Source organism: Aliirhizobium cellulosilyticum (assembly GCF_014198105.1).
Taxonomy (GTDB): Bacteria; Pseudomonadota; Alphaproteobacteria; order Rhizobiales; family Rhizobiaceae; genus Neorhizobium; species Neorhizobium cellulosilyticum.
Genome location: NZ_JACIGW010000002.1, coordinates 1118135 through 1138607 on the forward strand (window position 1 = coordinate 1118135; position 20473 = coordinate 1138607).

The following is a 20473-nucleotide window of genomic DNA, read 5'->3' on the forward strand; positions in this document are numbered from 1 at the left end:
TGAGGGGCTGGCGGCTTGCCTAGGCCGTCACCGAAAAAACAACGCGCACCTTCAGACCCTTGCCTCCAGCGCCATCTTCGAGGCTGAGGCTTGCACCATGCAGCCGCGCGATTTCCTCCACGATCGGAAGGCCCAACCCGGTTCCCGGTCGCCCCTGCCCGCTTACATCGCCGCGCTCGAAGCGCCTCAGCACAGTTTCGCGGCGATCAGGCGGGATGCCCGGCCCGTTATCCTCAACCTCAACACATGCTCCGCCTTGCTGGCCAGCAACACGCACCGTCACCTCAGCACCTGCACCGGCATAAAGCAGCGCGTTGGAAACCAGGTTTTTCACCAGTTCGCCAATCAGGATGGGTTCGACGATGGCCGTGACCTCTCCCTCTCCTTCGAAACCGAGATCGATACCCGCTTCGGCTGCACGCGGCACATGCTCGGCGGTGACGGTGCGGGCCAGATCCACGAGATCGACTTGGCGCATTGCGGTCGAACGGCTGGCGGCATCAATCCGCGCCATGAGGAGAAGCTGGGCCAATATACGCTCCGCATCGCCCACGGCTTCATCCGCCTTTTCCGCTGCCTGCTGAACCTCGCTCAGATCACCTGACCGCCTGGCAAGCGTCAGCTGGGTGCGGACGATCGCAAGCGGGGTGCGCAACTGATGCCCGGCATTGCCGGTGAAATGGCGAAGCGCATCGAGCGCACCCTCAAGCCGGACCATGAAGGAATTGACGGTATCGACCAGTCCCTGCACCTCGTTCGGAACCCGCTCAGTAATCGGATGCAGGTCATCGGGGCTGCGCTCCGACAGTGCTTCACTGAAGCGATAGAGCGGACGAAGCGACAGCGTGACGGCAACCCAGACGATCGCCGCCGCCCCCAGGATCATGAAGAGGATACGCAGCGCGGACCGTAACAGGATCGCATGGGTCAGCTGCTGGCGGGCAATCGTCGTCTCGGCTACCGTCACGGTAAAGGGTACCGAATTGATGCCGGTAGAGGCTGAACGCGCCAGTGCCGCAACCCGGATCGGCTCGCCGCGAAAGACTGCATCACCGAAGGCCGCCGCCTGTCCCTCGCGTCGCTGGATCGACGGCAGGTTCTGGTAACCGGTGACGAAAGTGCCAGGCGGTCCGTCGACCCGATAGAAAACACGGTCCTGCGCAGCGGATGTCAGCATTTCCAATGCGACATAGGGAATATCGACCTCCAGCGAGCCGTCTTCCGAAACGATCACCCGTTCGGCGATGGCAAGCGCCGATCCTGCCAGAACACGGTCCGAAACCTCGTTCGCGGTATCGATCGCCTCGTCCCAAGTGTCGATCATAGCGATCGCGCCGATTGCGGCCGTGGAGACCAGAAGCCAGGCAAGCAGGCGACGGCGCAGGGAATAGGCGCTTAGGGCAGCGCCCGTCATGGCGCGGCCCTCGCGGCTTCGAGATAATAACCGATGCCGCGGGCAGTTTTCACGGTCAGCCCATGCGGCAACAGTCTTTTTCTTAGCCGGCTCACATATTGTTCGATGGCATTGGCCGACAGGTCGTCGTCGAAGCCGGTGAGCGAGGCGACGATCGCCTCCTTCGAGACGACTTTTCCCATTCTGAGGAACAGCAGTTCGAGCAGCGCGATCTCGCGGGCCGGAATGTCGAGCGGCGTGCCGCTGCATGAAAAGGTGCGAGATGTCAGATCGAAAGTGACGCCGCCATGGCTGATAACCGAGCTTCGCAGCCCTGCCTGTCGACGGAGTAGGACGCGGATGCGCGCCTCGAATTCCGGCACATCAAAAGGCTTGATCATGTAATCGTCGGCACCGAGATCGAGCCCGCGTACCCGCTCTTCCGGCAGGCCTCGCGCAGTCAGTATCATCACCGCCGCGCGGTTCTGCCGGGCGCGCATGGCGCGCAGCACATCGAGACCATCCATTTCCGGAAGGTTGAGGTCGAGAATAACGAGATCATAGGCTTGAGCTGCGGCGGCGGCCTCTGCGGAGGCGCCGTCTGCGACGAAATCAACGACATAACCGCTACTGCGAAGAATGGCCTGAAGGCCCTCGGCCAGGGCCAGATTATCCTCGACCAGCAATATACGCACGAAATCCCTCCGCTTCAGCGCCGACTATAATCGGTGAAGCGGAGAGATGTCACGATGGCGAGGCGCTGATAGTCAGGGACGACCAAGATAATCCATCTTGCCGACCGGCACGCCCTTGTGGCGCAGGATCGCGTAAGCGGTCGTGACGTGGAAATAGAAGTTCGGTAGCGCAAACCCGAGCACATAGCTCTTGCCGTTAAAAATGGTCTCGCCCGACCGGGTCTTCAGCACCACTTCGATATCCTCGCGATCCGCCATCGAGGCCGGCACGACGTCTTTCAGGAAAGCCACGGTCTTTTCGATACGCGCGTGAAGATCGGCAAACGTCACTTCGTCATCGGAAAAGGGCACGTTTTCGACGCCACCGACACGAACAGGCACGAATTTGGCGCTGTCGCTTGCACGCTGGATCTGGCCGGTCAGCGGCAACATGTCCTCGATCAGCCGGGCTTCGAGAAGCTCCTTGTGGGCGATCCCCTTCTCGTCGGCAAAGGCCTCGCCCTTCTTGAGGATTTCGGTGAGATTGGCAAAGCCGCGCAGGAAGGCCGGCACGGAGACGTCGTAGAGCGAGAGAGACATGGGGAACCTCGTTGGGGGCAGAGAAAGAATTACCGGCATCAGGTAGGCAGTCGTAGCGGCCGAACAAGGATGCTCGAACAATGCGTTGCGCCTGTGGCCGGGCGGACACGCCCGTGGCAGCTTGCCGCAGGCTTCGGCCTCAGGCATTGTCCGTACATGACGCGCCTTACATTCCTTTGTCTCTGTCTCATCGGGCTCTGTCCTGCCTTTCTGGCTGGAACGAGCGCCGCGAATGTGCTGATGTTTCCGGCTCTCTCCGGCAAACAGAATGCGGCAGTGCTGACCGTCTATTCATCGCTGGACGAGGGGCTTGCAAAGCCGATGATCGCCGGTTTCCAGGCTGCCAATCCAGATGTCGCGGTCGCCTATGAGGACATGCTGACCGGCGAAATTTACGACCGGATCGTGCGCGAGACCGATGCGGGGAAAAAGACAGCCGACTTCGCCTTTTCCTCGGCCATGGACCTGCAGGTGAAACTCGCCAATGACGGATATGCCCAGGCGAGCGACCTGCCGATGAGCGGGCGCTGGCCGCAATGGGCGAACTGGCGCAATACCGTCTATGCGCTCACCTTCGAACCGGCCGTCTTCGTTTATCACAAGCCGAGCTTTAAGAACGAGGCCCCACCCGCCAGCCGAGCCGAATTCATCGAATTCCTGCACAAACACGGCGATTCGGTCCATGGGCGGATCGGCACCTATGACATCGAACGTTCCGGCGTCGGTTTTCTGTTCATGTCGCGCGACCAGGAACAGTTCGGCGATATCTGGTCCGTGGTGCGCGCCATGGGCGCGGCGGGAGTAAAACTCTATTCGACAAGCGGCGCGATCCTCGAACGCGTGGCCGATGGCCGGTTTCTGCTCGGCTACAATATCGTCGGCTCCTATGCCGCCGACTGGGCCTCGCGTTACCCGAATGTCGGCATCGTCCTACCCAAGGATTATACTGTCGTGATGTCGCGCATCGGGCTCGTTCCGCAGGCTGCGGCCAATGCCGATCTCGGCAAGCGGTACCTGGAATTCTTCATGTCGAAAGAAGGCCAGACGATCATGGCTCGGGAGTTGCAGATCCCCGCCGTCAGCCCGGAAGTCGCCGGCAACAATACGGCGACGACGATGCGCGAAATGCTCGGCGGACAGTTGAAGCCGGTGCCTGTCAGCCTAGGTCTGATGGTCTATCTTGATCAGGTGAAGCGAGCGCGATTGATCTCGAAATGGAACGAGGAACTGCGACATCAATAGGACTTGAAAAAGCTGGCATCGTTACTTGGTTTTCTGCAAGAATGACTGTCGTCAAGCGATGTCAGGTAAATGTCAGGTTCTTGTGATCGCTTGAGCGCATGCGGCCTCCATGGAGGTGGGGCCGTCGATAACGGGAGGAGAATGGCGGGCGACATGTCGCTGCGCCCAAAACATCCTTCCGTTGCGTAAAAACACTTCGTCTCGCGGGACGACAACGGAGGACATACCTTGAAACATTTCTTGCTCGCTTCCTTCCTCGCAAGTGCAATCGCCCTTCCGGCGGTTGCCGCCGATTATTCGATCATGGCGCCGGCAGCACCGGGCGGCGGCTGGGACCAGACCGCGCGCACGATGCAGACCGTGCTGCAGCAGGAGAAGATCTCCAACCGCGTCCAGGTGATGAACGTTCCGGGCGCCGGCGGCACGATCGGCATCGCCCAGTTCGCCAGCCAGCAGAAGGGCAACCCGAATGCGCTTCTCGTCGGCGGTTACGTCATGGTCGGCGCGATCCTCACCAACAAGTCGCCCGTCACCCTGAAGGACGTCACCCCGATCGCGCGGCTGACCGGCGAATACGAAGTCATCGTCGTGCCGGCCTCGTCCGACATCAAGTCGATCGGCGATCTCGTCACCAAGCTGAAGGCTGATCCGGGTTCGGTTTCCTGGGGCGGCGGTTCGGCCGGCGGTACCGACCATATCGGCGCGGGCCTGATCGCCAAGGCTGCCGGCGTCGATCCGACCAAGATCAACTATATCGCGTTCTCCGGCGGCGGCGAAGCACTGGCCGCAATCCTGGGCAGCCAGGTGACGGCGGGCATCTCGTCCTATGGCGAGTTCGAAAGCCAGATCAAGGCCGGTTCGCTGCGCCTTCTGGCGATCTCTTCGGCTGAAAAGATCGACGGCATCGATGCGCCGACGCTGAAGGAAAGCGGTCTCGACGTCGTGCTGCAGAACTGGCGCATGGTTGCCGCTGCTCCGGGCATTACCGAAGAGCAGAAGAAGGCAATCGCCACCGATATCGAAAAGCTCGCCAAGTCGGGCAAGTGGCAGGAAAACCTGAAGACCAAGGGCTGGATGGACACCTATCTGTCGGGCGCGGCCTTCGACGAACAGCTTGCCAAGGACATCGCCTCCACCGAGACGATCCTGAAAGAAATCGGACTGGTTAAATGAGTTCTGACACACCAAAGAGCTCGAGCGAGCGCCGCCCTGATTGGGCGGCGCTTGTCATCGCAGCCGTTCTCGCCATCGTTGCCGGCGTCATCTTCGTCGACGTATCGCGCCTGACAGCCACGACCGGCTATTCGCCGATCGGCCCGGCTTCGGTTCCTTACTGGATCGGCTTCGGCTTGATCGGCCTTGCCATCTGGACCGTATTTGCAGCCTTCCGTCACGATTTTCCCGAGCGCGAGCGTCAGGAAATCAGCCCGGTCCTTTGGGTTGTCGGTGGCCTTCTCGCCCAGATGATCCTGATCCGCCTTGCCGGCTTCTCCATCGCAACCGGCCTGCTGTTCGGCCTTGCCGCCCGCGGTTTCGGTGCGCGCAAGCTGCATATCAGCATTCCGGTCGGTATCGCCATCTGTCTTGCCATCTGGTGGCTGTTTGCGGGCGTATTACAGCTCTCGCTTCCCGCCGGCCCGCTTGAAAACCTGCTCCTCCAGTAACCGGAGCCGGAGAGACATCCCATGAGCACATTCGAATTCCTCCTCCAGGGCCTGGCATCCGCCGCAGAGCCGATGAACCTGCTTTATGCGCTGATCGGCGTCACACTCGGCACCATGGTCGGCGTCCTGCCGGGCATCGGGCCTGCGACCACCGTGGCGCTGCTTCTGCCGGTCACCTACCAGCTCGACGCCACCGGCTCGCTGATCATGTTTGCCGGCATCTATTACGGCGGCATGTATGGCGGCTCGACGACGTCGATCTTGTTGAACACGCCCGGCGAAAGCGCCTCGATCGTCACCGCGCTCGAGGGTAACAAGATGGCCCGCGCGGGCCGCGGCGGACCGGCGCTGGCGACAGCCGCGATCGGCTCCTTCGTTGCCGGCCTGATCGCGACGCTGGCGCTCGCCTTCATCGCGCCTTACATCGTCAAGCTGGCGCTGGTCTTCGGCCCTCGCGAATATTTCGCGCTGATGGTGCTCGCCTTCGTTACCGTGTCTTCCGCTTTCGGCAATTCGACGCTACGCGGCCTTACCTCGCTGTTCATCGGCCTGGCGCTCTCGCTCGTCGGCATCGATCAGCTGACCGGCCAGAACCGCCTTTCCTTCGGCGTGCCGGACCTGCTCGACGGGATCGAAGTCACGACCATGGCGGTTGCGATGTTCGCGATCGGCGAAACCTTGTTCATCGCAGCCCAGGGCGCGCAGGCGCCCGACAAGGTGGAAGCGATCAAGGGTTCCGTGTGGATGACGGCATCGGACTGGGCGCGTTCGTGGAAAGCCTGGCTGCGCGGCACCGTGATCGGCTTCCCGATCGGCGCAATGCCGGCCGGCGGCGCTGAGATCGGCACGTTTCTTTCCTACGCGACGGAAAAGAAGCTCTCCAAGCATCCGGAAGAATTCGGCAATGGCGCGATCGAAGGCGTTGCCGGACCGGAAGCTGCAAACAACGCGTCTGCCGCCGGTACGCTCGTGCCGCTTCTGACACTCGGCCTGCCGACGTCTGCGACCGCTGCAATCATGCTCGCCGGCTTCCAGCAATACGGCCTGCAGCCCGGTCCGCTTCTTTTCGCGACCAATCCGCAGCTCGTCTGGGGCCTGATCGCTTCGCTTTTGATCGCCAACCTGATGCTTCTGGTTCTGAACCTGCCGCTGGTTGGGATGTGGGTGAAGCTGCTGACCATCCCGAAGCCCTGGCTTTATGCGGGCATTCTGGTGTTTGCGACGCTCGGCACTATTGGCGCCAACCCATCGGTGTTCGAACTCGGCATGCTGCTTCTCTTCGGCCTGATCGCTTACGTCATGCGCGTCTTCGATTATCCGATCGCACCCGTCATCGTCGGCCTGATCCTCGGGCCGCTGGCGGAACAGCAGCTGCGCCGTGCGCTGTCGATCAGCCAGGGTGATTTCACCGTGCTGTTCACCTCGCCGATCGCCGCCGTGCTGCTGCTTCTCGCGGCGACAGCGCTGATCCTGCCGCTGGTCCTGCGCATGCGTGGTCGTGGCGACGTGCTGACCCAGATGGCAGCCAGCGAAGACTGAACAAGTCCTCCCAGGACGAAAAAGCCCGGCACGTCGAGAAGAGGTGCCGGGCTTTTTTATGTATGCCGTTCAGGATGCCGTCATCCTCGGGCTTGTCCCGAGGATCTGCAGACCTATCAGTTTTGGAAGCGTGGTTAGATCCTCGGCACAAGGCCGAGGATGACGGCGTCCGGTGTATCAGTGCCCGAACACCGACCAGCCGGTCCGATCCGCCAGCATTTCCAGCGCCAGAGACCCGACCAGCGAATTACCGTTGTGATTGAGCCCCGGCGACCAGACGGCGATCGAGGCGCGGCCCGGCGCGACCGCCATGATGCCGCCGCCGACGCCGCTTTTTCCCGGCAGGCCGACGCGATAGGCGAATTCGCCCGACCCGTCATAATGGCCGCAGGTCAGCATCAGCGCATTGATGCGCCGCGCCCGCTGGCTCGAAACGACCGTGTGGCCGGTCGTCGGATTGCAGCCGTTAGCAGCCAGAAACAGGCCGGCGCGCGCAAGCTGGGTGCAGGTCATGGCGATGGCGCAATGGTGGAAATAGACGCCGAGCACGTGTTCGACCGGATGGGTGAGCTTGCCGAAGGAGCGCATGAAATTGGCGAGCGCGAAATTGCGGTAACCGGTCGCCTCTTCGGATTTCGCCACCGCGGGATCGATCGCGATCTCCTCGTCATCCGCCAGATAACGGACGAAACGCAGGATCTCGCCGATCGCCTCGCGCGGCGTATGGCCGGCGAGCACGAGATCGCTCACCGCAATCGCGCCAGCATTGATGAAAGGATTGCGCGGCTTTCCCTCCTCATGCTCCAGCTGGACGATGGAGTTGAAGGCCGATCCCGATGGTTCGCGGCCGACGCGGTTCCACGTCGTTTCGCCATGCTTGCCGAGCGCCAGCGTCAGCGTGAAGACCTTTGAGACGCTTTGGATCGAGAAGGCCTCGTCGCAATCCCCTGCGCTGTGAACCTTGCCGTCGACGGTGACGACCGCGATGCCGAATTTCTTCGGGTCGACATGGGCAAGTTGGGGAATGTAGTCGGCCACCTTGCCTTCGCCGAGCCGCTTCTGCAGCTTTGAATGAATGTCTTCAACGATCGCCTGCAGGTCGTCTTTCATTGCGGCTCCGGGAACAATGCTTTTGAAACACCTAGAGTGTTTTCGGGGCCGATGAAAAGCCCCTATTCGTCGGCGCTGCCGGAAAGGTGATTGCTGGCGGATGCCTTGACCGCACCGATCTCGCTCCAGAGCGAAGCGACCATGTCCGGCTCGACATCTGCCATGATGTCTTTCAGCCAGCGTTCATGCGCTGCGGCCATGCCGGTGAAAAACTCGATACCCGATGGCGTCAGCCGTGCCACCGTCACACGGCGGTCGGCATGGGGCGTGACGCGCTCCACATACCCATCCGCCTCCAGCCGCTCCACCAGTCCGGTGACATTGCCGTTGGTCACCATGGTGCGCTTCGACAGCTCGCCGAGACGCAGGCCTTCACGCTCGCGATAGAGCTGCGCCAGAAGGTCGAACTGCGGCAGCGTCGCGCCAAATTCGGCGCGCAGGCGGCGACGGATCTCGTTGGTGATCAGCTTGGTGGTCGAGAGCATGCGCAGCCACAGCCGCGTCTCCGGCTTGTTGTTGCCGTGGGCGTCGTGAACGATAAGCTCGAGATCCGCGCTTGCCGCTTCCATTGTCATACTCCGAGATAGCGATCCTGGATATCGGCCGACACTTCGCCGCTTGATCCCTGCCAGACGCTTCGCCCGTTTTCGAGGATGACGCAACGGTCCGCAACCGGCAAAAGCTCCGAAAGCGTCTTGTCCACCACGAGAATGGACAGGCCTTCCGCCTTCAACTGCCGGATCGCCCGCCAGATATCCTGCCGGATGACCGGAGCCAGCCCCTCCGTCGCCTCGTCGAGAATGAGCAGGCGCGGATTGGTCATCAGCGCACGGCCGATCGCCAGCATCTGCTGTTCGCCGCCGGAAAGCGATTTCGACATCTGCGCATGTCGCTCTTCCAGCCGCGGGAAAAGCGCATTGACCTTTGCGAGTGTCCACTCGCCCGGCCTTGCCGCGGCCACGAGATTTTCATGGACAGAAAGATTGGGAAAGCAGCGCCGTCCTTCCGGCACCAGACCGACGCCAAGCCGCGCCACCTTATAGGGCGCCATCCGCTCGGTGCTCTTGCCACCGAAGAATATCCGGCCGGTCTTCGGCGGCATCAGATTGCAGATCGACTTGATCGTCGTCGACTTGCCCATGCCGTTGCGGCCCATCAGCGCCACGACCTCGCCTTCGTCGATACGGAATTCGACGCCGAAAAGTGCCTGGCTTGCGCCGTAATAGGTGGTGATATCCTGTACATCCAGAAGCATCAGGCGTGATCCCCCAGATAGGCGGTGCGCACCGTCGGGTTACTGCGGATTTCATCCACCGTGCCGGTCGCGATGACCTTGCCGTAAACGAGCACCGAAATCCGGTCGGCCAAAGCAAAGACCGCATCCATATCGTGTTCGACCAGCAATATCGGCGCTTCCTTGCGCAATTCGTCGAGGAAGCCCGTCAGCCTTTTCGAACCTTCCGGCCCCATGCCGGCCATCGGCTCGTCGAGCAGAAAGGCCTTGGATTGCAGTGCAAGCGCCATGGCAATTTCCAGCTGGCGGCGCTCGCCGTGGGAAAGTTCGGCTGCCGGCAGGCGCGCGCGGTCGGCCAGCCCTACCCGTTCGAGGATCGCCATTGCCGGGTCGACCAATGAACTATCCCGCATCACCGGCCTGAAGAAACCGAAGCTGGAACCCTGCTTGGCCTGCACGGCCAGCATGACATTCCTGAGCGCGGAAAATTCCGGTGCCAGCGACGAGACCTGAAAGGTCCGGCCGAGGCCTTTTTGCGCCCGTTCGGCTGTGTTCAGCGCGCCGATATCCTCACCGGCAAACCGGATCGTGCCACTATCCGGCCTCACCGTACCGCAGATCTGGTGGATCAGCGTCGACTTGCCGGCCCCGTTCGGGCCGATCAGCGCGTGGATTTCGCCCGGTCGAAGATCGATCGAAACACCGTCTGTGGCGCGCAAGGCACCGAATGCCTTGACGAGATTGTCTATCTGCAGAACCGGCTCAACCATGTTTCGCCTTTCCGGCCAGAAGACCAAGCAGGCCGCCTCGCGCAAACAGCACGACACCGAGGAGGATGAGGCCAAGGAAGAACTGCCAGCGTTCCGTCAGTCCACCAAGCGCAAATTCGAAGGCGACATAAAGCGCTGCCCCCGCCAACGGCCCGAACAGCCGCCCGGTGCCGCCGAGAATAATCAGTACGATCAGTTCGCCCGACATGTGCCAAGAGAGCATGGACGGGCTGACGAAGCGGTTGAGATCGGCATAAAGCGCGCCGGCAAGCGCGGTCACCATCGCCGAGATGACGAAACCCGTCAGCCGGATACGATAGGGGTGGATGCCCACGGTCGCGACGCGCGTTTCGTTCTGCCGTGCCGCCTGCAGCGCTGCGCCGAAACGCGAGGCACGGATCAGGGCGAACAGTGCGATGCCGGCGAGCAGCACGACATAACAGACGAGGAAGAAGCTCAGCGGCTTCATCGTATTGACGCCGGGAAACTGGTTGCGCACCAGGATCGACAACCCGTCCTCGCCACCATAGGCCGGCCAGGAAATGGCGAAATAATAGACCATCTGGGCAAAGGCGAGCGTGATCATGATGAAGTAGACGCCCGAAGTCCGCAGGCTGATCGCCCCGATCGCCAGTGCCACAAGGCCCGCAGCGATCGCTGCAACGATCCAGATGATCGGCATCTGCACCGTGCCCGACAGACCAAACATCATCGGCTCGTAGGAGAGCGCGTGGCTGGACAGGATACCCGCCGCATAACCGCCGATGCCGAAGAAGGCGGCGTGTCCGAAGGAGACGAGGCCACCGAGACCGAGCGCAAGGTTGAGACCGAGCGCTGCCAGCGCCAGAATGGCGATGCGGGTGGCGAGCGTCACGTAAAAAGGCTGGCCGAATGCATTGGCCGCGAGCGGAGCGACCAGCAGCAGAAGGGCAAGCACAAGATTGACGGTATTTTCGCGTGTCAGCATGTCTTGGCCTCACGCATGGGCCGGCGGGAAAAGCCCGCGCGGTTTGACGGCCAGAATGACGGCCATGACGACATAGATCAGCATCGAGGCCATCGCCCCGCCGATCATGCCGGCTTGAGAAGGGTCGACGAACAGCGCCAGAAACTGCGGCAGAAGAAAACGCCCGAGCGTATCCGTCACGCCGACCAGCAGCGCGCCATAAAGCGCGCCCTTGATCGAGCCGATGCCACCGATGACGATGACGACGAAGGCGAGGATCAGCACCGGCTCACCCATGCCGACCTGCACCGATTGCAGCGCGCCGACGAGTGCTCCGGCGAGGCCTGCGAGTGCCGACCCGAGCGAGAAAACCAGCGTGTAGAGCGTGCGGATGTCGACGCCGAGCGCGCCGATCATCTCGCGGTCGCTTTCGCCGGCGCGAATGCGCATGCCGAGACGGGTTTTTCCGATCAGCAAGTAAAGGCCGAGCGCGATCAGCGCACCGACGGCAATGATCGCCAGACGGTAAACCGGATAACTCGCGTCTCCCGGCAGGCTGACGATACCCTGCAGCAGTGGGGGGATGTCGAGATAGAGCGGGAAATCGCCGAACAGCCAGCGGGTGCCTTCGGAAAAGATCAGGATCAGCGCGAAGGTCGCCAGAACCTGATCGAGATGATCGCGGTCATAAAGCCTGCGGATGACGGCGAGTTCTACGACAGCACCGGCCGCGGCGGCACAGGCGAGGCTGGCGATCAGGCCGAGCCAGAACGATCCCGTCCAGGCAGCGACAGCGGCGCAGGCGAAAGCGCCGACCATGTAGAGAGAACCGTGAGCAAGGTTGATGAGGCCCATGACGCCGAAGATCAGCGTCAGCCCGGCGGCCATGAGAAACAACATGACGCCGAGCTGGATGCCGTTCAGCAACTGCTCGAGAGCAAGTGCGATGGTCACATCTAGGCCTTAGATCTTGCAGTCTTTGGCATAGGCATCACCGTGATCGGTGAAGATCTTTTCGACCGTCTTGTTGGTCAGAACGCCGTCCTTCTTCACCACTTCCGTCAGGTAGATGTCCTGGATCGGATGCTGGTTGGTGTTGAACTTGAAGTTTCCGCGTGGCGACTGGATGTCGGCCTTCAGGAGTTCGTTACGGAATGCATCGGCATCCTTGACGCTGGCCTTTCCGGCGGCCGACAGGATCAGCTGTGCCGCATCATAGGCCTGCACGGCGTAGATGGACGGAAGGCGGTTATATTCCTTCTGGAAATCGGCAACGAACTTCTTGCTGACGTCGGTGTCGAAGTCAGGCGCCCACTGGCCGGATGCCTTGGCGCCGAGCGCCGCGTCACCGATCGCCGGAAGAACGTCCTGGCTGAAGGAGAAGCCCGGGCCCATGACCGGGATCTTTACACCCGACTGGGCGAACTGCTTCATGAAGGAAATGCCCATGCCGCCGGGCAGGAAGACGAAGATGCCATCGGCACCGGATGCGCGCATCTGGGCGATTTCGGCTGCATAATCCGTCTGGCCGACCTTGGTATAGACTTCGCCGGCCAGCTCGCCCTTGTAATAACGCTTGAAGCCGGTGAGACTATCCTTGCCGGCCGGATAGTTCGGGGCGAGGATGAACATCTTCTTGTAGGTCTTGGCGGCGTATTCGCCCATTGCCTCATGAAGATTGTCGTTCTGGTAGGCGGCGTTGAAATAGAGCTTGTTGCAGCCCTGGCCGGCGAGTGCCGCAGGTGCTGCATTGGTGGACACGTAGAATTTCCCCTGCGCGACCGCGCCCGGCACGACCGCCATCAGAAGGTTCGACCAGACGATGCCGGTCAGCACGTCGACCTGATCGCTCTGGATCATCTTGTCGGCGATCTGTACCGCAAGTTCCGGCTTCTGCGCGTCGTCCTCGGTAACGACGGTGATGTCCTTGTTGCCGGATTGTTTGATCGCCAGCATGAAGCCGTCACGGGTATCGACACCGAGGCCTGCACCGCCGCCCGAAAGCGTGGTGATCATGCCGATCTTGAGCGGCTCGGCCATTGCCAGACCCGATGCACCGAGGCTGAGCGCCATCGTGGCGGCTGCCAGCATTTTCTTCATTGCGGTACTCCCCTTTTTTGTCGTTCCCCTGTCGCCCGGCGAGTTCACCGTGGCGGAACCGTTACCTTCCACATTCACACAGAAACTTCCACCGTCGAAAAGGACGATTTCGCCGGTGGGAGCGTAATTTACGCCGAAAGAGCCTGCTTCAGACGGAAGCGCTGGATCTTGCCGGATTCGGTCTTCGGAAGCGTGTCGGTGAAGATGACCGAGCGCGGATATTTGTAAGGCGCGATCACCGCCTTCACATGTTCCTGCAGAAGCTTCGCCATGGCGTCGCACGGGTCGGAACCTGCTACGAGCACCACATGCGCCTCGACGATCATGCCGCGATCCTCGTCCGGTACACCGATCACCGCGCATTCCTGCACCGCCTCGTGCTTCAGAAGCGCCGCCTCCACTTCGGGACCGGCAATGTTGTAGCCGCCAGAGACGATCATGTCGTCGGAACGGGCGGCGAAATGAAAATAACCGTCCACGTCCTCTACGAACGTATCGCCGGTGACGTTCCAGCCGCCACGGACGAAGTTTTTCTGGCGGTCGTCGGCGAGATAGCGGCAGCCGATCGGGCCGCGCACGACGAGATGGCCGGGTGTGCCGCGCGGCACCTCGTTCAGATCGTCATCCACCACCATCGCCTGATAACCCATCAGCGGCTTGCCGGTGCTGGACGCTCGAAAGTCGTTCAGCCGGTTGGAGATGAAGATGTGCAGCATTTCTGTGCCGCCGATGCCGTCGAGGATCGGCGTGCCGGTCTTGCGCATCCACTCGTCGAAAACCGGCCCCGGCAAGGTTTCGCCGGCGGAGACCGCGATCCGGAGCGACGACAAATCCGCGCCGCTATCCATTGCCGAAAGCATGGCGCGATAGGCAGTCGGCGCGGTGAAACAGATGGTCGCCTTATGCGTCTCGATGATCTCGATCAGTTTCGGCGGCGATGCGTTTTCGAGAAGCGCAGCACTTGCGCCGAAACGCAGCGGGAAGACGGCCAGGCCGCCAAGCCCGAAGGTGAAGGCGAGCGGCGGCGAGCCGACGAAAACATCGTCCGGGCGAACGTTCAAGACTTCACGCGCATATGCATCGGCAATGATCAGGATATCGCGATGGAAATGCATTGTCGCCTTGGGCACGCCGGTCGAACCGGAGGTGAAGCCAAGCAGCGCCACGTCGTCTCGACCGGTCTTTATCGCCTCGAACTTCACCGGCTTGTTCAGAGCCGCACGATCGAGTTCAGCATCGTGATTGGCTGTGCCGTCGAAGCCGATCACCTGAGTAAGAGTGTCGCTTTCCTTGGCGGCGGCAATCAGCTCATCCATTAGCCTAGTGTCGCACAGCGCCAGCGTCACCTGCGCCTTGTCGATGATCTTGGCGAGTTCACCGGCGCGCAGCATCGGCATGGTGTTGACGACGACGGCACCGGCCTTGGTCGCAGCCAGCCAGCAGGCGACCATGGCCGGATTGTTGGCCGAGCGGATCAAAATGCGGTTACCCGGTCTGACCCCATAGTCCTCGGTCAGCGCCCGGGCGATGCGGTTCGTCCAGTCGGTCAGTTCCTTGTAGGTGCGTTGCCGGCCGTTGCCGATCAGCGCCGTATGGTCGCCGAAACCACGCTCGACCATACGGTCGGTCAGCTCGACGCCGGCATTCATCCATTCGGGGTATTGGAAGCCATCGAGCCTTATTTCCGGCCATTCTTCGATGGGCGGAAGGTTATCGCGGGCATAGGTATCCTGATGGCCTGACGGTCCCAGCATAATCACGTTCCCATTATTCTTATCGATGTGGCTTTTTGCCTTTTGTCCAGAATTGCACCGAGTTCCGGGACTGGCAAGAGAGAAATTTTAAGTTTGTAATATTTTTCGGAAGCATCTGTTTTCGCGTCATTCTTTGGAGCCGGAGGGCTAGCCAGCGGCCTGCAATGCGGTATGTCTGGGGCACGAGAGCACGTTCAAGGAGAGCCGGATGCGCCACAAGATCATCGACTGGGACGACGCCTATGCCAACGGCATCAACATTCCGCAGGGCGATCGCTGGCCGGATGCCTGGGCGGAACCGGCAAAGACCTATCGCGAGCGCATGGCCGAGACCGGACAGGCAAAGCTCAACCTGAGCTACGGCGACAAGCCGCGAAATCGTTTCGACCTGTTCCTGCCGGCCGGTGATCCGATCGGCCTCGTCGTTTTTATCCATGGCGGCTTCTGGATCCGGCTCGACAACAGCTATTTTTCGCATCTCGCCCATGGCGCAGTGGAAACCGGGTATGCCGTGGCAATGCCGAGCTACACGCTGGCACCCGAAAATCGGATCTCGGGCATCACGAAAGAGATCGGAAAAGCCATCGAGGCCGCAGCGGGGATCGTCTCCGGCCCGATCCGGCTCACCGGGCATTCCGCCGGCGGGCATCTCGTCACCCGCATGGTCAGCGCGACGTCTCCTCTGCCGGAAGAAGTCCGCAAGCGGATCGTCAATGTCGTGTCGATCTCGGGCGTCCATGACCTGCGGCCGCTCATCACGACGCAGATGAACAAGATGCAGCAGATCGATATCGAGGAAGCCTATCTCGAGAGCCCCGTCCTTCTCGAACCGTTGTCACGCACCCGCGTTACCTGCTGGGTCGGCGGAGCGGAGCGCTCGGAATTCCTGCGCCAGAACGCACTTCTCGCCAATATCTGGAAGGGGCTGGGAGCCGAAACGGATTGCGTCGAGGAGCCCGACCGTCATCATTTCAACATTCTCGACGGTCTTGCCGATCCGCATCACCCGCTGACGGAAGCACTGCTGACGTGAGAACCTGTGCACGCCGGTCCGGTATGATGCGTTTGCGGCATGGGAGTGCGCAAGCGGCGCTTGTGACGATTGGAAGCCGGGATTAACGTCCCGGTTTTCTTTCATTCCTGCCGGGGCCACAATCATGTCCAGCGAAGACCGCCAGTATCGCCTCGGTGTGATCTATGTCGGCCTGTCGGCGCTGGCCTGGTCTTTGTCGGGCCTGTTCATGCGGGCGATCGAGACGGATCTTCCCACGATCATATTTCTGCGCGGGCTGGTCTCGGGCACGGCGACGCTGCTGTTCTTCTTCTATCTGGAACGGGACCGCGCCTGGCCGATCCTGAAGGCAATTCGCTGGCCGACGATCCTCGCCACCCTGTTTTCCGCCGGCAGCATGATTTCCGGCCTCGGCTCCATCTACTACACCTCGGTTGCCGATGCGATGGTCATCTATGCGACCGTGCCCTTCGTCACCGCCGGGGTCGCCTTCCTGGTCATCGGTGAAAGGGCCAGCCGCTCGACCCTGATCGCCAGCACAATCGCCTTCGCCGGCGTCGCCGTCATGCTGACGGACGCAGGCGGTGGCGGATCGATGCTCGGCAAGGGACTGGCGGGCATCATGACGCTGACGGTCGCAGCACTTGCCGTCATCATGCGCCAGCACCGTGATGTGCCGATGCTGCCGGCCATGGCGTTTTCCGCCTATCTCTGCTCGGCCGTCACCTTCTGGTTCGCCAGCCCTGGCACCGCCACCGGGCAGGATATGACGCTGATCTTCCTGTTCGGCATCATGCAGAACGCGCTTGGCCTCATTCTCTACACGTTTGGTGCACGCCGCATTCCGGCGGCGGATGCCAGCCTCATTATTGCGCTGGAAGTGCCCCTCACGCCGCTTTGGGTGTGGATGTTCATGGCCGAAATACCACCACAGGCCACTCTGATCGGCGGCCCCATTGTGCTTGTCGCGCTCTTCGGGCACATCTTCGTCGAATTTAGACGCAGCCGCGGGCCACTTCCCGCAGCACCACAGCAAAGCCTCTGACTGACTGAGCCCATGACCAAGACAATCGCAATCATCGGCGGCGGCCCGGCCGGGCTTGCGGCGGCGGAACAGCTTTCCGCGGCTGGTCTTGCCGTGACTGTCTACGACGCGATGCCGACCTTCGCGCGCAAATTCCTGCTGGCCGGCAAGTCCGGGCTGAACATCACCCATTCGGAGGATTTTGCTCGTTTTGCCGAACGTTTCGGCCAAGCCTCGCCTCGCCTGCGCCCGGCGCTCGATGCGTTTACGCCGGATGATGTGCGCCGATGGGCGGCGGAGCTCGGCACGGAAACATTCGTCGGCACATCCGGCCGGGTTTTCCCGACGGTGATGAAAGCCTCTCCGCTGCTGCGCGCATGGCTGAAGCGGCTGGAAACACAGGGTGTCACACTCAAGACCCGGCACCGTTGGACCGGCTTTGATGCAGACGGATATCGCTTCGCGACCCCGGATGGCGAAGTCACCATCCGGCCCGACGCCACGCTTCTGGCCCTCGGTGGCGCGAGCTGGCCGCGGCTTGGCTCAGACGCCGCCTGGGTGCCGTGGCTGAAGGATCAGGGCATAGCCGTTCGCGAACTGCAGCCGGCCAATTGCGGCTTCGATGTCGGCTGGAGCGAAATCTTCGTCGAGCGCTTCGCCGGGGCACCGCTTAAATCTGTCTCCACCACATCTGATGCCGGCACCAATCCGGGCGAATTCGTCATCTCGAAACACGGGATTGAGGGCAGTCTCGTCTATGCCCATTCGGCCGCACTGCGCGACCGGGTTCTGCGTGACGGGAAGGCCACGCTTACCGTCGATCTGATGCCGGGCCGAACGCAGGATCGCCTCGCCCGCGATCTTGCCAGACAGGATGCCAAGGCGAGCTTTTCCAACCGGCTGCGCAAAGGGGCGGGGCTGGATGGCGTGAAGGCCGCATTGCTGCGCGAACTATCCGCGAATGCCAATCGCCTGGCGCCGGAACAACTCGCCGAGTTAATCAAGGCATTGCCGATCCCGGTTTTGCGCCCCCGCCCGATTGCCGAGGCAATCTCGTCGGCTGGCGGTATTGCCTGGAGCGACATCGACGAGCGCTACATGCTGAAATCCCGCCCCGGATTGTTCGCAACCGGTGAAATGATCGACTGGGAAGCGCCGACCGGCGGATATCTTCTGACAGCCTGCCTTGCCACCGGGCGGGCGGCCGCACGCGGCATCCGGGACTGGCTGTCGGACAGTTAGTTTGGGCAGGACTGCGACCCTTTCTGCCGCTATTGTCATGGATCAATGCCGTGAAGCCGTTTTGCGGCAGATTGCCCGGAAATACACCCCAACCACGCTCGTCAGATGACACGCCAGAGACGTCGACACATCATCCGCAAACGGCGGACCACAACCGGTTTGGCGCTTGTGGCTGCGGTTTCCTTCATTGCCGGCATGACAGATGCGATCGGCCTCATCCTCTCCGGCGATTTCGTCTCCTTCATGAGCGGCAACACAACGCGCGCGGCAATATCCGTTGCCGATGGCGATTACACTCACGCACTGACCCTGTTCGGCGCGATATGGGTCTTCATTCTTGGCAATGCGCTCGGCATCGTGCTTGCCCACCGTGTCTCGGCGCGGCGCGCCTTCGTGGTGCTGTCGACCGTGGCAATCCTGCTTGCAGGCGCCTCGGTACTGCCGGCGGATTACCTGCGCGTGCAATTCTATTTGGTCGTGCTGTCCATGGGTCTGATCAACGCGACCGTTGAACAGATCGAAGGCCTGCCGATCGGGCTGACCTACATTACCGGGGCATTGTCCCGCTTCGGCCGTGGCATAGGGCGATGGATGATCGGCGATCGCAATCCGCGCGGCTGGCTGATCCAGACCGTGCCATGGACCGGCATGGCGGCAGGCGCCGTGACCGGAGCCTTCATCACCCATTCAATGGGCAAGGATGCTCTGTCTATCGTCGCCATGCTGACCATCGTCGTCGCACTTGCCACAAGGGCGCTGCCACGCCCGCTTCACCTGCATTTCCAGCAGCCGATCGTTCACCGCCGCCGCGACGCGCTGTAAACTGCGCGCGAATCGAATTCGCGAGCGTCCATGTTTCTTCTCTCCAAATTGTTCTGGGTTTTCGCCCAACCGCTTTCCATCGCCTTCCTGCTAGCGACGCTAGCGGCAGCACTTGCCTTCGTCGGCTGGCGAAGGCTTTCCGGCCTCTCGGCATGTCTTGCGGCGCTTGTGCTTTTCATCACGCTGTTCACGACAACGGGTGTGGTGGCATTGCAGGTTCTCGAAGCACGGTTTGAAAGACAAGCAAAGGATCTTGCCGAGGTCTCGTGCATGATCATCCTCGGCGGCGCCTTCGACAACGAGATCAACACGGCGCGGGGCGGCATGGAGCTCAACCAGTCGGCCGACCGCTTCGTCGAGGCCCTGAGGCTTGCTCGCAACTACCCTGAAGCACGCATCCTGATTTCAGGCGGTGACGGGTCGATCAGCGGCACTTTCGAGGGCGAGGCGCAGACGGCGGAACGCTTCTTCTCGGCCTTCGGCATTTCTCCCGAGCGGCTGATCAAGGAAAACACGTCGCGCACGACCTACGAGAACAGCCTCAACACAGCCGAACTCTTGAAAGCTCAGGGGTTGGAAAACTGCCTGCTGATCACCTCGGCCTTTCACATGCCGCGCTCGGTCGGGCTGTTCGCCAAGGCCGGTATCACGATCACGCCTTGGCCGGTCGATTATCGCACCAGCGGCGTAGTGGGACTTGGCCTGGACTTTACCCAGCCGGCGCTCAACGCCCAGATCACCACGACTGCCGCGCGGGAGTGGATGAGCCTTGCCGCCTATTATCTGACGGGCCGGATCGGCTCGTTCTTGCCGCGATAGCTATTTCTTGGAGATCGTGACGAATTTCGTTCCGCGAACACGAACGCGCATTTCGCAAGGTACCGCATCGGTGCGTTCGCAGAAGCGTGGATGCATCTGGAACATGAAGACCATGTTGCCAAAATACTGGACGAAATCGTAGCCGTAGACCTGGGCGGTGGCGATCATGATGTAACCGCCCTCCTTGGCCTGGACATAGAAATTCTGCGGGCAGCCATCCTGATTGCATCTTGGTCCGCGAACGCCGTCACAGGTCATGTCGCTGTGATCGATAACGACATCGGTAATATTGTCGTTGTTAATATCGAAGCGCTTGACGAAATTCGGCCCGAAATCGACCGTCTTGCAGCTTTTCCTGAAGAACCCCTTTTCGAACATTTCCGGATCTTGCAGCAGCTGTTGCTGGGCCGATGCCATCACGGGCATCATCACCAGAAGGGCAATGGCTTGGATTATCGCGACAAAATGCTTCTTCACGGCGTTCACCACAGGCAAATTGATCTGTTTATGACGCTGCAGCACGAATTA

The 20473-nt window shown here is 61.3% G+C and carries 21 protein-coding genes; 9 read left to right on the top strand and 12 right to left on the bottom strand.

All coding sequences use genetic code 11. The features are described 5' to 3' along the window. Window positions 1-19 precede the first annotated feature (19 nt). The 3 genes from GGE33_RS14210 to GGE33_RS14220 all read right to left on the bottom strand — a co-directional run bounded on the left by GGE33_RS14210 (window position 20) and on the right by GGE33_RS14220 (window position 2667). The gene (locus GGE33_RS14210) at window positions 20-1414 is read right to left on the bottom strand and encodes a sensor histidine kinase (protein ID WP_183823939.1); all 1395 of its coding nucleotides are present in this window, start codon (window positions 1412-1414) and stop codon (window positions 20-22) included. After that, on the bottom strand, window positions 1411-2088 hold the full coding sequence (locus tag GGE33_RS14215) for a response regulator (protein WP_183823941.1): 678 nt from the start codon (window positions 2086-2088) through the stop codon (window positions 1411-1413). Before GGE33_RS14215 ends, GGE33_RS14210 begins: the two co-directional genes overlap by 4 nt. Before the next feature lie 72 nt (window positions 2089-2160). Further along, window positions 2161-2667, bottom strand: a complete 507-nt coding sequence (locus GGE33_RS14220; protein WP_183823943.1) for a DUF1993 domain-containing protein — start codon at window positions 2665-2667, stop codon at window positions 2161-2163. A gap of 156 nt (window positions 2668-2823) precedes the next feature. On the opposite strand from GGE33_RS14220, the gene GGE33_RS14225 reads away from it, so the two are divergent. The 4 genes from GGE33_RS14225 (at window position 2824) to GGE33_RS14240 (ending at window position 7112) form a co-directional block, all read left to right on the top strand. Next, window positions 2824-3909, top strand: coding sequence for an ABC transporter substrate-binding protein (locus GGE33_RS14225; protein WP_148146242.1), 1086 nt, complete (start codon window positions 2824-2826; stop codon window positions 3907-3909). Window positions 3910-4137: 228 nt separating this feature from the next. After that, a complete protein-coding gene (locus GGE33_RS14230) occupies window positions 4138-5082 on the top strand; it encodes a Bug family tripartite tricarboxylate transporter substrate binding protein (RefSeq protein WP_148146243.1) in 945 nt (314 codons plus the stop codon). Next, entirely contained in the window at window positions 5079-5573 is a 495-nt protein-coding gene (locus GGE33_RS14235) for a tripartite tricarboxylate transporter TctB family protein (protein ID WP_148146244.1), read from the top strand. The genes GGE33_RS14230 and GGE33_RS14235 overlap by 4 nt, the downstream gene beginning before the upstream one ends. Before the next feature lie 21 nt (window positions 5574-5594). Next, window positions 5595-7112 carry a tripartite tricarboxylate transporter permease gene (locus tag GGE33_RS14240; protein WP_148146245.1) on the top strand — a complete coding sequence of 506 codons (1518 nt, stop codon included), beginning with the start codon at window positions 5595-5597 and terminating at the stop codon, window positions 7110-7112. A 177-nt stretch (window positions 7113-7289) separates the two neighbouring features. Here the strand turns inward: GGE33_RS14240 and GGE33_RS14245 are convergent, their stop codons facing one another. From GGE33_RS14245 to GGE33_RS14280, 8 genes are all read right to left on the bottom strand, one after another. Further along, the gene (locus GGE33_RS14245) at window positions 7290-8222 is read right to left on the bottom strand and encodes a glutaminase (RefSeq protein WP_183823945.1); all 933 of its coding nucleotides are present in this window, start codon (window positions 8220-8222) and stop codon (window positions 7290-7292) included. A 62-nt stretch (window positions 8223-8284) separates the two neighbouring features. Next, complete coding sequence (locus GGE33_RS14250; RefSeq protein WP_183823948.1) at window positions 8285-8797, bottom strand: MarR family winged helix-turn-helix transcriptional regulator; 513 nt, start codon at window positions 8795-8797, stop codon at window positions 8285-8287. Then, window positions 8794-9480 (bottom strand): ABC transporter ATP-binding protein, encoded by a 687-nt coding sequence (locus GGE33_RS14255; protein WP_210303657.1) that lies wholly within the window; start codon window positions 9478-9480, stop codon window positions 8794-8796. The genes GGE33_RS14250 and GGE33_RS14255 overlap by 4 nt, the downstream gene beginning before the upstream one ends. Next, a complete protein-coding gene (locus tag GGE33_RS14260) occupies window positions 9477-10226 on the bottom strand; it encodes an ABC transporter ATP-binding protein (protein WP_183823952.1) in 750 nt (249 codons plus the stop codon). Before GGE33_RS14260 ends, GGE33_RS14255 begins: the two co-directional genes overlap by 4 nt. Then, window positions 10219-11193, bottom strand: a complete 975-nt coding sequence (locus GGE33_RS14265) for a branched-chain amino acid ABC transporter permease (protein WP_183823954.1) — start codon at window positions 11191-11193, stop codon at window positions 10219-10221. The genes GGE33_RS14260 and GGE33_RS14265 overlap by 8 nt, the downstream gene beginning before the upstream one ends. 9 nt (window positions 11194-11202) lie before the next feature. Further along, the gene (locus GGE33_RS14270; RefSeq protein ID WP_183823957.1) at window positions 11203-12126 is read right to left on the bottom strand and encodes an ABC transporter permease subunit; all 924 of its coding nucleotides are present in this window, start codon (window positions 12124-12126) and stop codon (window positions 11203-11205) included. Between the two features lie 9 nt (window positions 12127-12135). After that, window positions 12136-13272: an ABC transporter substrate-binding protein gene (locus GGE33_RS14275; RefSeq protein ID WP_183823959.1), complete on the bottom strand. Its 1137-nt coding sequence runs from the start codon at window positions 13270-13272 to the stop codon at window positions 12136-12138. Window positions 13273-13400: 128 nt separating this feature from the next. Continuing rightward, window positions 13401-15026: an AMP-binding protein gene (locus GGE33_RS14280; protein ID WP_183823961.1), complete on the bottom strand. Its 1626-nt coding sequence runs from the start codon at window positions 15024-15026 to the stop codon at window positions 13401-13403. Between the two features lie 208 nt (window positions 15027-15234). On the opposite strand from GGE33_RS14280, the gene GGE33_RS14285 reads away from it, so the two are divergent. The 5 genes from GGE33_RS14285 to GGE33_RS14305 all read left to right on the top strand — a co-directional run bounded on the left by GGE33_RS14285 (window position 15235) and on the right by GGE33_RS14305 (window position 19945). Then, a complete protein-coding gene (locus tag GGE33_RS14285) occupies window positions 15235-16059 on the top strand; it encodes an alpha/beta hydrolase (RefSeq protein ID WP_183823963.1) in 825 nt (274 codons plus the stop codon). Between the two features lie 124 nt (window positions 16060-16183). Then, the gene (locus GGE33_RS14290; protein ID WP_210303638.1) at window positions 16184-17083 is read left to right on the top strand and encodes a DMT family transporter; all 900 of its coding nucleotides are present in this window, start codon (window positions 16184-16186) and stop codon (window positions 17081-17083) included. Between the two features lie 12 nt (window positions 17084-17095). Continuing rightward, window positions 17096-18304: a TIGR03862 family flavoprotein gene (locus GGE33_RS14295; RefSeq protein ID WP_183823965.1), complete on the top strand. Its 1209-nt coding sequence runs from the start codon at window positions 17096-17098 to the stop codon at window positions 18302-18304. Between the two features lie 105 nt (window positions 18305-18409). Then, window positions 18410-19126, top strand: coding sequence for a YoaK family protein (locus tag GGE33_RS14300; RefSeq protein ID WP_183823967.1), 717 nt, complete (start codon window positions 18410-18412; stop codon window positions 19124-19126). Between the two features lie 30 nt (window positions 19127-19156). Then, a complete protein-coding gene (locus GGE33_RS14305; protein WP_183823969.1) occupies window positions 19157-19945 on the top strand; it encodes a YdcF family protein in 789 nt (262 codons plus the stop codon). Here GGE33_RS14305 and GGE33_RS14310 read toward each other — a convergent pair whose 3' ends face one another. Then, window positions 19946-20374, bottom strand: coding sequence for a hypothetical protein (locus GGE33_RS14310; RefSeq protein WP_183824174.1), 429 nt, complete (start codon window positions 20372-20374; stop codon window positions 19946-19948). It lies immediately after the preceding gene. Between the last annotated feature and the right edge of the window lie 99 nt (window positions 20375-20473).

Bases quoted from the DNA above. Each gene is read 5' to 3' on its own strand.
- GGE33_RS14210 (WP_183823939.1), bottom strand. From the start codon at position 1,414: ATGACGGGCGCTGCCCTAAGCGCCTATTCCCTGCGCCGTCGCCTGCTT.
- GGE33_RS14220 (WP_183823943.1), bottom strand. From the start codon at position 2,667: ATGTCTCTCTCGCTCTACGACGTCTCCGTGCCGGCCTTCCTGCGCGGC.
- GGE33_RS14225 (WP_148146242.1), top strand. From the start codon at position 2,824: ATGACGCGCCTTACATTCCTTTGTCTCTGTCTCATCGGGCTCTGTCCT.
- GGE33_RS14235 (WP_148146244.1), top strand. From the start codon at position 5,079: ATGAGTTCTGACACACCAAAGAGCTCGAGCGAGCGCCGCCCTGATTGG.
- GGE33_RS14240 (WP_148146245.1), top strand. From the start codon at position 5,595: ATGAGCACATTCGAATTCCTCCTCCAGGGCCTGGCATCCGCCGCAGAG.
- GGE33_RS14245 (WP_183823945.1), bottom strand. From the start codon at position 8,222: ATGAAAGACGACCTGCAGGCGATCGTTGAAGACATTCATTCAAAGCTG.
- GGE33_RS14250 (WP_183823948.1), bottom strand. From the start codon at position 8,797: ATGACAATGGAAGCGGCAAGCGCGGATCTCGAGCTTATCGTTCACGAC.
- GGE33_RS14260 (WP_183823952.1), bottom strand. From the start codon at position 10,226: ATGGTTGAGCCGGTTCTGCAGATAGACAATCTCGTCAAGGCATTCGGT.
- GGE33_RS14265 (WP_183823954.1), bottom strand. From the start codon at position 11,193: ATGCTGACACGCGAAAATACCGTCAATCTTGTGCTTGCCCTTCTGCTG.
- GGE33_RS14275 (WP_183823959.1), bottom strand. From the start codon at position 13,272: ATGAAGAAAATGCTGGCAGCCGCCACGATGGCGCTCAGCCTCGGTGCA.
- GGE33_RS14280 (WP_183823961.1), bottom strand. From the start codon at position 15,026: ATGCTGGGACCGTCAGGCCATCAGGATACCTATGCCCGCGATAACCTT.
- GGE33_RS14285 (WP_183823963.1), top strand. From the start codon at position 15,235: ATGCGCCACAAGATCATCGACTGGGACGACGCCTATGCCAACGGCATC.
- GGE33_RS14290 (WP_210303638.1), top strand. From the start codon at position 16,184: ATGTCCAGCGAAGACCGCCAGTATCGCCTCGGTGTGATCTATGTCGGC.
- GGE33_RS14295 (WP_183823965.1), top strand. From the start codon at position 17,096: ATGACCAAGACAATCGCAATCATCGGCGGCGGCCCGGCCGGGCTTGCG.
- GGE33_RS14300 (WP_183823967.1), top strand. From the start codon at position 18,410: ATGACACGCCAGAGACGTCGACACATCATCCGCAAACGGCGGACCACA.
- GGE33_RS14305 (WP_183823969.1), top strand. From the start codon at position 19,157: ATGTTTCTTCTCTCCAAATTGTTCTGGGTTTTCGCCCAACCGCTTTCC.
- GGE33_RS14310 (WP_183824174.1), bottom strand. From the start codon at position 20,374: ATGATGCCCGTGATGGCATCGGCCCAGCAACAGCTGCTGCAAGATCCG.